The sequence below is a fragment of the Paraburkholderia tropica genome (genome assembly GCF_914484835.1).
Lineage (GTDB): Bacteria > Pseudomonadota > Gammaproteobacteria > Burkholderiales > Burkholderiaceae > Paraburkholderia > Paraburkholderia tropica_A.
Genome location: NZ_CAJZAR010000046.1, coordinates 47816 through 61161 on the forward strand (window position 1 = coordinate 47816; position 13346 = coordinate 61161).

Annotated in this window: 14 protein-coding genes; 11 read left to right on the plus strand and 3 right to left on the minus strand. The window is 65.3% G+C overall.

Features of this window, described 5'->3' with window-relative positions:
- Window positions 1-16 precede the first annotated feature (16 nt).
- A complete protein-coding gene (locus tag LDO54_RS14945) occupies window positions 17-1354 on the minus strand; it encodes an MFS transporter (protein WP_224011468.1) in 1338 nt (445 codons plus the stop codon).
- A gap of 401 nt (window positions 1355-1755) precedes the next feature.
- On the opposite strand from LDO54_RS14945, the gene LDO54_RS14950 reads away from it, so the two are divergent.
- Together LDO54_RS14950 and LDO54_RS14955 are read left to right on the plus strand one after the other, a co-directional pair.
- On the plus strand, window positions 1756-2127 hold the full coding sequence (locus LDO54_RS14950; protein WP_224011469.1) for a type II toxin-antitoxin system RelE/ParE family toxin: 372 nt from the start codon (window positions 1756-1758) through the stop codon (window positions 2125-2127).
- Between the two features lie 26 nt (window positions 2128-2153).
- Window positions 2154-2438, plus strand: a complete 285-nt coding sequence (locus LDO54_RS14955) for a helix-turn-helix domain-containing protein (RefSeq protein WP_224011470.1) — start codon at window positions 2154-2156, stop codon at window positions 2436-2438.
- A 37-nt stretch (window positions 2439-2475) separates the two neighbouring features.
- Here the strand turns inward: LDO54_RS14955 and LDO54_RS14960 are convergent, their stop codons facing one another.
- Window positions 2476-3216: a FadR/GntR family transcriptional regulator gene (locus LDO54_RS14960; protein WP_224011471.1), complete on the minus strand. Its 741-nt coding sequence runs from the start codon at window positions 3214-3216 to the stop codon at window positions 2476-2478.
- A gap of 614 nt (window positions 3217-3830) precedes the next feature.
- Here LDO54_RS14960 and LDO54_RS14965 point away from each other — a divergent pair.
- From LDO54_RS14965 to LDO54_RS15005, 9 genes are all read left to right on the plus strand, one after another.
- Window positions 3831-4436 carry a c-type cytochrome gene (locus LDO54_RS14965; protein ID WP_224011538.1) on the plus strand — a complete coding sequence of 202 codons (606 nt, stop codon included), beginning with the start codon at window positions 3831-3833 and terminating at the stop codon, window positions 4434-4436.
- A 115-nt stretch (window positions 4437-4551) separates the two neighbouring features.
- Window positions 4552-5826, plus strand: coding sequence for a c-type cytochrome (locus LDO54_RS14970; protein ID WP_405045142.1), 1275 nt, complete (start codon window positions 4552-4554; stop codon window positions 5824-5826).
- 7 nt (window positions 5827-5833) lie between these two features.
- Complete coding sequence (locus LDO54_RS14975; RefSeq protein WP_065058906.1) at window positions 5834-6016, plus strand: hypothetical protein; 183 nt, start codon at window positions 5834-5836, stop codon at window positions 6014-6016.
- Between the two features lie 15 nt (window positions 6017-6031).
- The gene (locus LDO54_RS14980; protein WP_224011472.1) at window positions 6032-6607 is read left to right on the plus strand and encodes a cytochrome C oxidase subunit II; all 576 of its coding nucleotides are present in this window, start codon (window positions 6032-6034) and stop codon (window positions 6605-6607) included.
- A complete protein-coding gene (locus tag LDO54_RS14985) occupies window positions 6597-8222 on the plus strand; it encodes a cbb3-type cytochrome c oxidase subunit I (protein WP_224011473.1) in 1626 nt (541 codons plus the stop codon). The genes LDO54_RS14980 and LDO54_RS14985 overlap by 11 nt, the downstream gene beginning before the upstream one ends.
- Window positions 8219-9007 carry a c-type cytochrome gene (locus LDO54_RS14990; protein WP_224011474.1) on the plus strand — a complete coding sequence of 263 codons (789 nt, stop codon included), beginning with the start codon at window positions 8219-8221 and terminating at the stop codon, window positions 9005-9007. The genes LDO54_RS14985 and LDO54_RS14990 overlap by 4 nt, the downstream gene beginning before the upstream one ends.
- Before the next feature lie 144 nt (window positions 9008-9151).
- Complete coding sequence (locus LDO54_RS14995) at window positions 9152-9583, plus strand: OsmC family protein (RefSeq protein WP_224011475.1); 432 nt, start codon at window positions 9152-9154, stop codon at window positions 9581-9583.
- Between the two features lie 82 nt (window positions 9584-9665).
- Window positions 9666-10004, plus strand: coding sequence for a cupin domain-containing protein (locus LDO54_RS15000; protein WP_224011476.1), 339 nt, complete (start codon window positions 9666-9668; stop codon window positions 10002-10004).
- A 194-nt stretch (window positions 10005-10198) separates the two neighbouring features.
- Complete coding sequence (locus LDO54_RS15005; protein ID WP_224011477.1) at window positions 10199-11785, plus strand: sensor domain-containing diguanylate cyclase; 1587 nt, start codon at window positions 10199-10201, stop codon at window positions 11783-11785.
- Window positions 11786-11879: 94 nt separating this feature from the next.
- Here LDO54_RS15005 and LDO54_RS15010 read toward each other — a convergent pair whose 3' ends face one another.
- On the minus strand, window positions 11880-13313 hold the full coding sequence (locus tag LDO54_RS15010) for a cytochrome-c peroxidase (protein ID WP_224011478.1): 1434 nt from the start codon (window positions 13311-13313) through the stop codon (window positions 11880-11882).
- Window positions 13314-13346: the final 33 nt, after the last annotated feature.

A 13346-nucleotide genomic window follows, 5' to 3' on the forward strand; every position in this document is an offset into this window, starting at 1 on the left:
GTCGTGGGCGAAAGCCTTAGTGTGCGCCACGATGGACGGACTCTGCTTCGTCGCCGAACGCGCGGCGCGCCGGTTTGTTGCGTGCGAGGAACGCGGCGGCGGCGGCGATCAGCGAGGTCACGCCGAGTCCGTACAGGCCGCCCGCGATCGAGCCGGTGTGCTGCTGCAGATAACCGAAGGTGGCCGGCGCGAAGAAGCCGCCCAGATTGCCGAGCGAATTGATCAGCGCGATCACGGCGGCGGCCACGCGGGCGTCGAGATAGCCTTGCGGCAGCGGCCAGAACAGCGACGAGGCGGCCTTGAAGCCAATCGCCGAGAAGCAGATCGCCACGAACGAAAACACCGGATTCGACGAAGTCGACGCGAACAGCCCACACGCCGCGATCACCAGCGCCAGCGCGAGCCAGGCCTGCTGGAAGCGCCACCGCGCCGAGAGCAGCGCGAAGCAATACATCGCGACGATGGCGATCATCCACGGAATCGCGTTGTAGAGGCCGACCTGGAAATCCGTGAGGCCGCCCATCTTGCGGATGATCGTCGGCAGCCAGAACGTGGCCGCGTAGATCGTGAGCTGGATCGCGAAGTAGAGGAAGCAGAACAGCACGATCTGCGGGTCTTTCAGCAGGCGCATGACGGGCACGTGCGCGCCGGTCGCGGCTTCGCGCTCGGCCTGTTCGCGCGCCATGTAGGCTTCGAGCGCGCCCTGCTCGTCGTGCGTGAGCCAGTGCGCGTCGCGGATGCGCGACTTCAGCAGCAGCCAGCTCGCGGCGCACAGCGCGATGGAGAACGCGCCTTCGATCAGGAACATCCACTGCCAGCCCGCGAGGCCGAAGCCGCGCACCGAAAGCAGCGCGCCCGTGATCGGACCGGACAGCACGGAGGCGAACGCCGAGCCCGCGAGAAACACCGCGACGGCCTTGCCGCGCGCCTGCTGCGGCAGCCATTGCGCGAAGTAGTACACCACGCCCGGAAAGAAGCCCGCTTCGGCGATGCCGAGCAGAAAGCGCAGCAGATAGAACGAGGTGTCGTTCTGCACGAACGCCATCGCGCCCGCGACAATGCCCCACGTCCCCATGATGCGCGTGAGCCAGGCGCGCGCACCGTACTTCTGCATCAGCATGTTCGACGGCACTTCGAACAGCGCGTAGCCGATGAAGAACAGCCCACTGCCGAGCCCGTAGGCCGCCGCGGAGAGACCCAGATCGGCCTCCATATGCGCGTTCGCGAAACCGACGTTCACACGGTCGATGTAATTCGCGATGAACATGATCAGAAAGAGCGGCAGCACGTGCCGCATGACCTTGGCGCTGGCCGAATCCAGCAGGTCGTCGTGACGCTTGGCGGGAATGGACATCTGGGCTTGTCTCCTGAGCGGCGCGGCGCATCGGCATGTCGTGCGCCGCGCTTCATGGTACGTTGTCTGACGACAGTGTATGGGGGAGATGGGTTCGATTCTATTGGGTGTTTACCCTGCTCGATTGGCTGGAGATTGGGATATTTCGTTGTCAAATAGAGCTTTGATGGGCATTGCAGTACGCTTGGTGGTTGCTTTCTATCGCACTGAATTTGTGTATGCGCGCTCAGTTGTACGATGACTTATGTTGCCTGAATAACCTGCTCAGGCGCACCACGCGCCGCTCGCCTCCGAACCGGCATCTCCATCAAACCCCACGCCTGATCTGGCCATTCGGCCGATCCTTTTCGCGCCCTTTCGCTACGTAAGATCAAACTCCATCAGCTTGATATTGCGTACCAATGTTGATACACTCGAATCGCCTCAGCCCTCACGACACACCGCTCGTCGTGCATTTTTTCCGCACGGAGGCCGGTCACGAACCGGTGCGCCGATGGCTCAAGGAACTCGAGGTGGCCGAGCGCAAGGCCATCGGCGAGGAAATCAAGGTCGTGCAGATCGGCTGGCCGCTGGGCATGCCGGTCGTGCGCAAGCTGGGGCGCGGCTTGTGGGAAATCCGGGTGCATTTGCCAATGCGCATCGCCCGCGTCTTCTTCACGGTCGCGGGCACCACCCTGGTCCTGCTGCACGGCTTCATCAAGCAGTCGCAAGCCACGCCGCAAGACGACCTGGATCTGGCAAGAACGCGGTTACGTCAATTGAAGAACGGCTAGCGCGCCTCGCGCGCAAGGAGCAAAACGTGGCGAACAAGCATATCGGCGAAAACTTCGACGACTTTCTCGCCGGAGAAGGACTGCTCGAAGAATCCACGGCGACGGCCATCAAGCGCGTCATCGCGTGGCAGATCGAGCAGGAAATGAAGGCGCAGAAACTGACCAAGACGCAGATGGCCGCGAAAATGAAAACCAGCCGCGCGGCGCTCAATCGTCTGCTCGACCAGAACGACACCAGCCTCACGCTCACCACGCTCGCCAGCGCCGCCGCCGCGCTCGGGAAGAAGTTCCGGTTCGAACTGTGTGCGTGATGCGTGGATGAATACCGCCTGACAGGCGGGTGAGCGCCTAGACCTTGCCGCCCTGCTCCGTCGCCGCGCGGCGCAGTCTTTCGCGGCTGCTCGACAGATGCATACGCATGGCGGCGCGCGCGCCTTCGGGGTCCTGGCGCGCGATGGCCTCGAAGATGCTCTCGTGCTCGCGATTCACGAGTTCGGCGTAGGCTTTCGGATCGCGGTGCGCAATACCGGCCGAATCGATCCGGTGACGCGGAATGAGCGCGGCGCCCATCTGCGTGAGGATGTCCACGAAATAGCGGTTGCCCGTGGCGCGCGCCACGGAGACATGAAACGCCAGGTCCGCGCCCGCGCTGTCGCCGCCCGCCTGGGTGGCAGCCGAGATCGCGTCGAGCGCCGTGCGAATGTTCGCGAGATCGCGTTCGCTCGCGCGCTGCGCGGCGAGCCCCGCGCACTCGGTTTCCAGGCTGATGCGCAACTCCAGCACCGAAAGCAGATCGTTGAGCGTGCTGGCGGGCACGACATCGAGTTCGAGCGGCTCGCGGCGCGGCTCCAGCACGAAGCTGCCAATGCCATGCCGCGTCTCGATCACCGACATGGCCTGCAGGCGCGAAATGGCTTCGCGCACCACGGTGCGGCTCACACCCAGTTGGGTCATGAGGCTGCTTTCGGTGGGCAGCTTGTCGCCGGGTTTCAACGCGCGCGATCCAATCTGCTCGTTGATGAAGTGGACGACCTGCTCGGCCAGATTGCGGGTGCGCGTGGGCATGGGCGCGGCGAGCGATACGGCCATCGTCCCCTCCTTGTCGTTCGGTTTAGGGTTTTATTATACGTCGTCGGACAACTGGCGGTTTGCGCTGAACCGTACGCCTGATGACTCACGATTTAGCGATCCATCTGTGTGGATCACCGGCCGCGCAGTCATCCGACAACCGTGCCGGCAGCGCATTCGTGCAGCGCGCTTTGCGGATGCGCATCGAAACGATTTACGCGCCCGATAAATTTACTTAGCGATACGAATCAAATACCAGGCAAGGACTCACGAACGAAAACAAACGATAAACAAACAGAAAAGCCAACGCCCCACCGTTGCGTTAGCAAACGTCTGTGCACACGAATCGCGCCAAGAATTTTTTGCACACCTTCGCGCGCATCGAATCCGATTTTTTTGATAATGTTGCGACAGAGGATGCGCGCCGGACTGCCGGAACATCGGCTGCCAAAGAGAACGAAAGCTGCCCCACCCGGACGACGCCTCAACTGATATCGAATCGCACCGCGTTTGTGTCGCCACAATCCGCAACGAGGGAATCATTGAGAACCCGCTTCGTCCTCTTCATTGCCGCGCTCGTCCTGCCCTGGGCGCCGCTTTTCGCGGCCCCGCCGGCTGAACCCGCGCCCGACACGATGCAGGCGCGCGTGATGGGCTGCGCCGCCTGCCACGGCGCGCATGGCGAAGGCACCGACAACGACTACTTCCCGCGGCTCGCGGGCAAGCCGGCCGGTTATCTGTACAACCAGCTGATCGCGTTTCGTGACGGCGGCCGCAGCTATCCGCCGATGAACTATCTGCTCGCGTATCTCCCCGACGCTTACCTCAAGCAGATCGCGGAGTTCTTCGCGCAGCAGCATCCGCCCTACCCGCCGCCCGCCACGCCGAAGGTCGACGCCGCGATGCTCGCGCTCGGCAAGTCGCTCGTGCTCAACGGCGCGCCGAACCGCAACGTGCCCGCGTGCGCGGCCTGTCACGGCGCGGGCCTGACCGGCATGGAGCCCGCGATTCCGGGCCTCGTCGGCCTGCACGCCGATTACATCAGCGCGCAACTGGGCGCGTTCCGCTATGGCACGCGCCGCGCCGCGGACCCCGACTGCATGCACGACATCGCCTCGCATCTCGCCGAGCGCGACATTACGGCCATCGCCGCGTGGCTCGCCGCGCAGCCGGCCCCCGCCGATCCGAAGCCCGCGCCGCCCGCGCCTCTGCCGCTCGCCTGCGGCAGCGTTCCCCACTAGCCGAGGCCTCGACGTGCGCAAACATCGAATCCTCACTTCGCTGCGCGGTCTTTCGCGCTCGCCTTCGCGCCTGACGGCCCTGCTCGCGCCGCTGGCCTTGTGCTGCGCGTTCGCCCTGAGCGCGAGCGCGCAAACTGGCGCGCCTTCGGTCAATGCCGCCGATGCGGCGAGCGCCGCAGCCGCCGCCGCGGCGGCGAACGCGAAGCCCGTCGCGGCCAACGCCGTGCAGATCGCGCGCGGCGAATATCTCGCGCGCGCCGGCGATTGCATCGCCTGCCACACGGTGCCGTCGCAGAAGATGTTCGGCGGCGGCCGTCCGATGGAAACGCCGTTCGGCACGCTCTACACGCCGAATATCTCGTCGGACAAGGAGTTCGGCATCGGCGCCTGGACCGCCGACGAGTTCTACCGCATGCTGCACGACGGCAAGTCGCGCGACGGCACGCTGCTCTATCCGGCCATGCCCTTCGCCTCATACACCAAGGTCACGCGCGCCGACTCCGACGCGATCTACGCCTACCTGCTCTCCACGCAGCCCGTGCATCAGCCCAATCGCGCGCACTCGCTGCGTTTCCCGTATAACCAGCGCTCGCTGCTGCTCGGCTGGCGCGCGCTGTTCTTCCGCGAGGGCGAGTTCAAGCCCGATCCGAAGCAGTCGGCCGAATGGAATCGCGGCGCGTATCTCGTCGAAGGTCTCGGCCACTGCACGATGTGCCACACGGCCATCAACGCGCTCGGCGGCAACTCCGCTTCGAAGGCTTTCGAGGGCGGCCTGATTCCGTTGCAGAACTGGTATGCGCCCTCGCTCACCTCGAACAAGGAAGCGGGTCTCGGCGACTGGAGCATCGAGGACATCGTCGACCTGCTGCACGCGGGCGTGTCGAATCGCGGCGCCGTCTACGGGCCGATGGCCGAAGTCGTCTACGACAGCTTCCAGTACCTCACCGAAGACGACGTGCGCGCCGTCGCCGTCTATCTGAAGTCGCTGCCCGGCCACTCGGGCGAAGTCGACAAATCGCCGAAAAGCAATTACGTGACCGAGGAAGCGAACCGGCTCGCGCCGCTCGGCAAGAAGATCTACGAGGCGCAGTGCGCCGTGTGTCACGCGACCGAAGGCCAGGGCAAGCTGCCGCATTTCCCGCCGCTCGCGAACAATCAGTCGATCCAGATGAACTCGGCGGTGAACCCGATCCGCATGGTGCTCAACGGCGGCTATGCGCCGGGCACGCGCAAGAATCCGATGCCGTACGGCATGCCGCCCTTCGCGCAGTCGCTCTCCGACGAGGAAGTGGCGGCGGTGGTGACCTATATCCGCACGGCGTGGGGCAATCACGGCACGCCGGTTTCCGAACATGAAGTGAACGCGCTGCGTTCGGCGCCGCTTTTCTGAGGCCGCGATGATCGAAACTTCCGTTCCCGAACAGCCGGGCGAGCGTCCGCAGCACGAACAGGTCGACGAGATCGTGCGGCGCGGTCCGGGCGGCGCGCTCGCGCTCGCGGGCATCGCCACGGCCATCGTGTTCGCGATCTGGTTCGCGTTCTACTTCCTCGTGTTCCTGCCTCGCGGCGTCATTCAATAGGCGGGCCGCTCATCCATGTCCACGAATCCGACCGATTCCCACGCCAGTGCCGACGTCGCCGCGCGCGTGGAGCGCCGCTGGGCCACGCTCATGGTGGCGCTCGTTCTGCTGCTGGTGGCGATGGTGGTGTTCACCGGCCTGCACTGGGCGATGATGCCGCCCTCGCGCGTGGAAACCATCGACCCCGAAACGCTGCACGTCTCCGGCGAGTTCGTCGAAACCAATCTCGGCAGCGCGGTCGAATCGGACGGCTCGGTGACCGTGCGCGTGCTCGCGCAGCAGTATTCGTTCACGCCGCAATGCATCGTCGTGCCCGCGGGCGCGCCGATCACCTTCCGCGCCACCAGCGCCGACGTCGTGCACGGCTTTCTCGTCACCGACACCAATCTGAATTCGATGGTCGAGCCCGGCTACGTCTCCACCTTCCGCACCACCTTCGAGAAGCCCGGCGACCATCTGATGCCGTGCCACGAATACTGCGGCACGGGCCACCAGGGCATGTGGGCGCACGTGAAGGTGATCGATCGCGACGCGTTCATGCAACTGGCCAACCAGGCGGGAAATTCGCGGAGACTCAGCTGTGTTAAATAACAAGCGCCTCGTCCTCGCCCACTTCTGGCTCGCCTTCGTGCTGTTCGGCGTCGCGCTCGTGCTGGGCGCGTGGCAGATGCTCGTGCGCAGCCCGCTGCATCCGTGGCTCAAGGACCCCGAGCTGTATTACCGCTCCGTCACCGAGCACGGCACCGTGATGGGCTACGCGTTCCCCACGCTCATCGCGATGGGCTTCGGCTACGCCGTCACCGAACTCGCCCTGAAAAAGCCGCTCGTGGGCGTGCGCTGGGCGTGGCTCGGCTTCATCCTGCTCACGCTCGGCTCGGTCACGGCGAGCGTGCCCGTCGCGCTCGGCCGCGCCTCGGTGCTCTACACCTTCTATCCGCCGATGATCGGCAGCGTGTTCTATTACCTCGGCGTGGTGCTCGTGGTGGTGGGCTCGTGGGTCTGGGTCGCGCTGATGGGCGTGAACCTCGCGGCGTGGAAACGCGAGAACCGCGGCAAGCCGGTGCCGCTCGCGATGTTCGCGACCGTGGCGGGCGCGTATCTGTGGGGCTGGACCGCCGTGGGCGCGGCCATCGAGGTGCTGTTCCAGATCCTGCCCGTGGCGCTCGGCCTGCGCAGCACGATCGACGCGGGCCTCGCGCGCGTGTTCTTCTCGTGGACGCTGCACGCGATCGTCTACTTCTGGCTGATGCCCGCCTATATCGCCTATTACACGATCATTCCGCGCGCGATCGGCGGACGTCTCTACAGCGACTCGATGGCGCGCATCTCGTTCATCCTGTTCCTCGTGGTGGCGATGCCGATCGGCCTGCACCACCTCTTCACCGACCCGCAGGTGGGCTCGGGCTTCAAGTTCCTGCAGTCGGTGTTCACGGCGCTCGTCGCGGTGCCCACGCTGCTGACCGTGTTCACGATCTGCGCGTCGGTCGAAATCGCGGGGCGGCTGCGCGGCGGCACGGGCGTGTTCGGCTGGATCGCGAAGCTGCCGTGGCACAACCCGCAGATGCTGGCGGTGGCGTTCTCGTTCGTGATGCTCGGCTTCGGTGGCGCGGGCGGCCTCATCAACATGAGCTACCAGCTCGACCAGCCGATCCACAACACGCAATGGGTCACGGGCCACTTTCACCTGATCTACGGCGGCGCGATCGTCATCATGTACTTCGCCATCGCCTACGATCTGTGGCCGCAGCTCACGGGCCGCGCGCTGACCAACTGGCGGCTCATGCGCTGGCAGTTGTGGCTCTGGTTCATCGGCATGATCGTGACGACGTTCCCGTGGCACATGGTGGGCATTCTCGGCATGCCGCGCCGCATGGCCTATTTCGATTACAGCGATCCCGCGCTCGCGGGCCAGGCGCTGCTCGTGGCGATTTCGGCGATCGGCGGTTTCATCCTCGTGCTTTCCGCGGTGCTGTTCTTCATCGTGCTGTGGCAAGGTCATCGCAGCGAAGCGGCCGCGCCTGAGGAATACCGCTTCAGCACGCCAGTGCACGACTCGCCGCGCCTGCCGGTCGCGCTCAATAGCTTCGCGCTGTGGATCGTGCTGATGATCGCGCTCACGGTCGCCAACTACGGTTATCCGATCGCGCAGTTGCTCGCCACGCCCGACACCGCCGTGCCCGCGATTCCGATTGGAGCGCCGCGATGAGCGACGAACGCCTGTTCTCGTTACGCAATCCCTGGTTCCGCGTGAGCGTGGGCGCGACGATCGTCGCGTTCTTCGTCTCCGCGCTGATCGGCTTCGTGTGGCTGCCTTCGGCGCAAAGCGATCCGAATTTCCAGGGCCTCTGGAACGCCATCTGCAGCGCGGCGGGCGTGCCGCGCCAGTGGCATCAGAGCGAAACCTCGCTGACGCCGGGCTACAAGGTGAGCACGGTCGAACTCACGCCGCACATGCTCGACGACGCGAGCAGCCTGTCGATCGGACGCGGCGCGACGCTCTCGCTGCGCTGCACGATGTGCCACGGTCCGCGCGGCATGAGCGAGGCCAATTCGCCGAATCTCGCGGGCCAGTACGCGAGCGTGATCTACAAGGAACTGCTCGATTTCCAGAGCGGCGCGCGCCAGAGCGCGGTGATGTCGCCGATGGCGAAAAATCTGTCCGATCAGGATTTGCGCGATCTGGCCGCGTATTACGCGTCGCTGCCGCCGTTCGTGCACCTCACGGGCGACCCGCCCGAGATCGTCTCGAAGGGTGCGCCGATGCGCAATATTCCGGCTTGTGCGTCGTGTCACGGCGGCGTCGATCACAAGGTCGGCAGTCCGTGGCTCGACGGTCTGCCCGCCGTCTACACGAAGGCGCAACTCGCGGCCTTCGCGAACGGCACGCGTCACAACGACATTTCCGAGCAGATGCGCAACATCGCGCGCAACATGACGCCCGAGGAAATCGACGCGGCCGCCGCCTGGTACGCGGGCGCGACGCAGCATTGAGCGCCCGGGGTCGCGTGGTGCCGATCTGTCCCGCACTGCGTGGCGCTCGTCGCCGAACCGAAGCATCGAACTGAAACCCCGAACGACCGGCGCGGCACGCGGCTTGCGTGACTCGCCGTCCCACCCTTCACGCGGAGAAGCATCATGCAAAAGACGGCAAGCGCCAGATGGCACGGCGGCATCAAGGACGGCCAGGGCTCGATCTCGACCCAGACGGGCGTGCTGCGCGACGCACCCTACGGATTCGCCTCGCGTTTCGAAGGCGGCCCCGGCACCAATCCCGAGGAACTGATCGGCGCCGCGCACGCGGGCTGCTTCACGATGGCGTTCTCGCTGTTTCTCACCGAAGCCGGTTTCAAGGCCGACAGCATCGAAACGAAATCGACCGTCACGCTCGAGAAAGTGGGCGACGGCTTTTCGATCACGGCCTGCCAGCTCGACATGACCGCGAAGATTCCCGGCATCGATCAGGCGAAGTTCGACCAGCTCGCGAACGGCGCGAAGGAAAACTGCCCGGTGTCGAAGCTGTTCGCCAACAACGCCAAAATCACGCTGAAGGCGACGCTCGCGGCCTGACGCTCGGGCGCTTTTTGATTGACCGGTTCGGTGCCGCGCCCCGGCATCGATCCGCTGACTCCCGTTTCGTAGAGACCTCATCATGGCCATTCCGCATGCCGCGCCCGGCGAGATCTTCGACGCCCGTCCGCTCGGCGGTGCGCTCAAGGGCGCGAAGTCGACCACGCTGATCCGCGCGAAGCAGCTCGAAGTGATCCGCCTCGTGCTGCCCGCGGGCAAGCATGTACCCGAGCATCGCGCGCCCGGCGAAATCACCGTGCAGTGCCTCGAAGGCGTGCTGCGCTTTTTCGTCAACGGCGATCCGCGCACGATGCACGCGGGCGACATGCTGCTGCTCGACGCGGGCGTGCCGCACGCGCTCGAATCGCTCGACGACGCCTCGGTGCTCGTGACGATCCATCTCGCGCACGACGGCCAGTAAGCCCGCGCGCCGCGACAGCGTTGCGGATTTAGAAACGCCCGATTCATTCGTTGCACTGAACGTTACGATAGACATCCTCCCGCGCGTCCGCTCCACCTATCGCGCATCATTGCGGGCCGACGGCTTCCCTCGCGCGCCCCGCTGCGGCACCATGCTCTAATGCGGCCCTGAGAGGCGCGCCCCGGAGAGTCTGCATGACAGTCCCGTCGTTGCTTCGACGCGCGTTCGCCGCCGCGCGCGCCGGGTATGTGGCCACGTTTCGCTGGCTCGGCCAGCATCCGTTCGCGATCGGCACGTCCGGCACGCTGGTCGGCATCGCGATCGTCGCGCTGGCCTTCGTCGGTTTTTCGCAGCAGCGCGAGCAAGCCCTGCAAAACTCGCGGCAAACCTCGGCGATGCTCGCCTCGCTGATCACGACGCACCTCGAAACCAATCTCGGCCTGTACGACCTGATGCTCAGCGACGCGATCGATGCGATCCGCGACCCGCGCACCGCGTCGCTGCCCGCCGACCTGCGCCGCAAGGTGCTGTTCGGCCGACTCGCGGGCGTGCTCTATATCGACGGCGCGCTCTATGTCGATGCACACGGGCATATCGTCGATGCGCAGGACGGCCGCGATTATCCGAACGTCAATCTCTCGGACCGCGACTATTTCCGCGTGCAGGAGCGCAGCCGCTCGCTGGGCATGTATCTCTCCGATCCGTTCCGCTCGCGCGTGAACGAAGGCCAGTATTCGATCGGCCTCTCGCGCCGCATCAACGACTACGAGGGCGGTTTCGGCGGCGTGGTGGTGCTCACGCTGCGGCTCGCGTATTTCCAGCATCTGTTCGACCGGCTCGAAGTGGGCAAGCGCGGCAACGTCTTCATCATGCTCGACGACGGCACGCTGCTCGCGCGCAAGCCCTATTCCGATTACGACGTGGGCACCAATCTCGCCTCGCAGCGGCAGATCGCGCCGATGCTCAAGTCGACGTTCGGCTCGTTTATTTCGCGCGACGACGAGGACGGCACCGAGCGCATCTACACGTATCAGCGCGTGCCGCACGCGTCGCTGATCGTGGTGGTCGCGCCCGCGCTCGACGACGCGCTCGAACGCTGGCGCGCGCGCATCGCGATCTACGAGCCGACTTCGATTGCGTTCGGCGTCTTCGTCGCGCTGTCGTCGTGGCTGCTGGCGTTCGGTTTGCGCGCGCGCCTGCGCGCTGAATCCGAGCTAGAACGGCTCTCGGTCACCGACGCGCTCACCGGCCTGTCGAATCGCCGCGCGCTCGATCTGCGGCTCGTGGAAGAGTGGCAGCGCGCGCGCCGCGCGGGCCAGGCGCTCTCGATTCTCTTTATCGACATCGATCGCTTCAAGCTGTTCAACGACTTCTACGGCCACGCGGCCGGTGATGAAGTGCTCGCCGCCGTTGCGCACGCGATCGGCGCCACGGTGCAGCGCGCCACGGACATGGTGGCCCGCTACGGCGGCGAGGAATTCGCCGTGGTGCTGTCCAGCACGTCCGCCGACGGCGCGTGGAAGATCGCTCAGCAGATCCGCGAGAACGTGGCCGCGCTCGGCATCGCGCACGGCCACAGCGAGCACGGTTCGGTGACCGTGAGCGTGGGCTGCGCGACCTGCACGCCACGCGAGGCAACCGGCGCGCATGCGCTGCTGCGCGCCGCCGACGAGGCGCTCTACGCCGCCAAGGAAGCGGGTCGCAATCAGGTCAAGGCGACAGTGTTCGAAGGCGCGCCGCCCGATCCGCGCGACTCGCTGATCGGCAACGGCGCGACCTGATTGCATCCGGCATCGACAAAACGTCGGCGATAAAAAAGCGCGCCCGAAGGCGCGCCTTGAATACGTTGCGCGTTATCGCGCGACGTCGCGTGGATCAGTGCGAAGGCGCCGGATCGTCGTTGAGCGTTTTGAGGAACGCGATGATGTCGTGAATATCGTCCGCGGTCATGGCCGGTTTGTCGCCGAACTTGCGGTCGAACGGCGCATCGGCAACGTCGACATTCTTCTGCAGATCCGCCGGCAGATCGTCGTATTTATCGATCTTGCCGTCGGCGCCGTGCGGATAGAACTTGCCGGGGTCGGTATTGCGCTCGTTGTAGAACGCCATCACGCGGTCGAGGTCGTGATAGATGCCGTTGTGGAAGAACACCGTGCGCGTGGCCGCGTTGCGCAGCGTGGGCGTGAGGAACATGCCGCAATATTGCTGCTGGGCCTTCATGTCGGAACGGAACGGCCCGCACACGCCGAGATCGTAGAACTTCGGGTCCTGATTCTGCGCGAGATTGCGGTTGCGCGGCACGCCGAGCGCTTCGTACTGGTAGTCGGTGAACATCGGCGGCAGGCCGTCCTTGCCGGGCTTCGAAAGGTGGCAGCCCGCGCAGTTCGCCTTGTCCGGGTCGTTGAACAGACGCAGCCCGTGCAGCTCGGCCTGCGAGAGACGCGCGTGCCCTTCGAGCCAGCGGTCGTACTTGCTGTTATACGGATGGAACGACGGATCTTCCACCTGATAGCGCGAGATCGCGAACATCGCTTCCGAGACCGCCATCTTCGGGTTATCGAAGATTCGGGATCCGAACAATTCGTTGAAGTGCTTCGCGTAAGGCGCTTGCTGCAATTTCTGCGCAACGCTGTCCACATCCTTGTTCGCCATTTCCACCGGATTGAGCAGCGGGCCATAGGCCTGCTGCTGCAGCGTGTCGGCGCGGCCGTCCCAGAACAGACCGCCCTGCGGCACCATTTCCACCGAGGTCGACGGACCGCCCGCGGTCTTCTGCGACTTCACCACATTCGCCGAGGCGGACGCCTGCTGCTGCACCGTGGGCGCATCGTCGTTCTCGCCGGCATCGGGACCGATGCTGAAATTCGGCTGGCGATACAGATACATCAGCGAAGGCGGCGGGCGGTAGCCCTGCTGCGTCATCGCGAGACCGCCCTTTTGCACGTCGAGCGCGTTGGGCGGGCCGTACGCGTGATCGGGGCTATGGCACGAGGCGCAGGACTGCTGACCCGAGCCCGAGAGCGAGGGATCGAAGAACAGTTGCTTGCCGAGTTGCGCCATCGCCGAGAGCGGCGCGACCGGCGGACGCTGCAACACGACAGGATGCGGATTCGCGCCGGTGAGATTCTCGACGACTTCGCCGACCGCCTCGGGCACGTGCGCGGGAAACGCCACCGCATAGGCGCAGAAGCCCAGGCCGGCGACCAGCACGGCGGCGGCGGCGCGCAGCACGAGGCGCACGGGACGCGCAGGCGCACGGGATTTGGGCGAAGGAGAAGACGGAGTGGGCGATGCGGAAAGCTCGGACATGATGCGTTTTTTCGTGTTGGCGCTGAAAAGCCG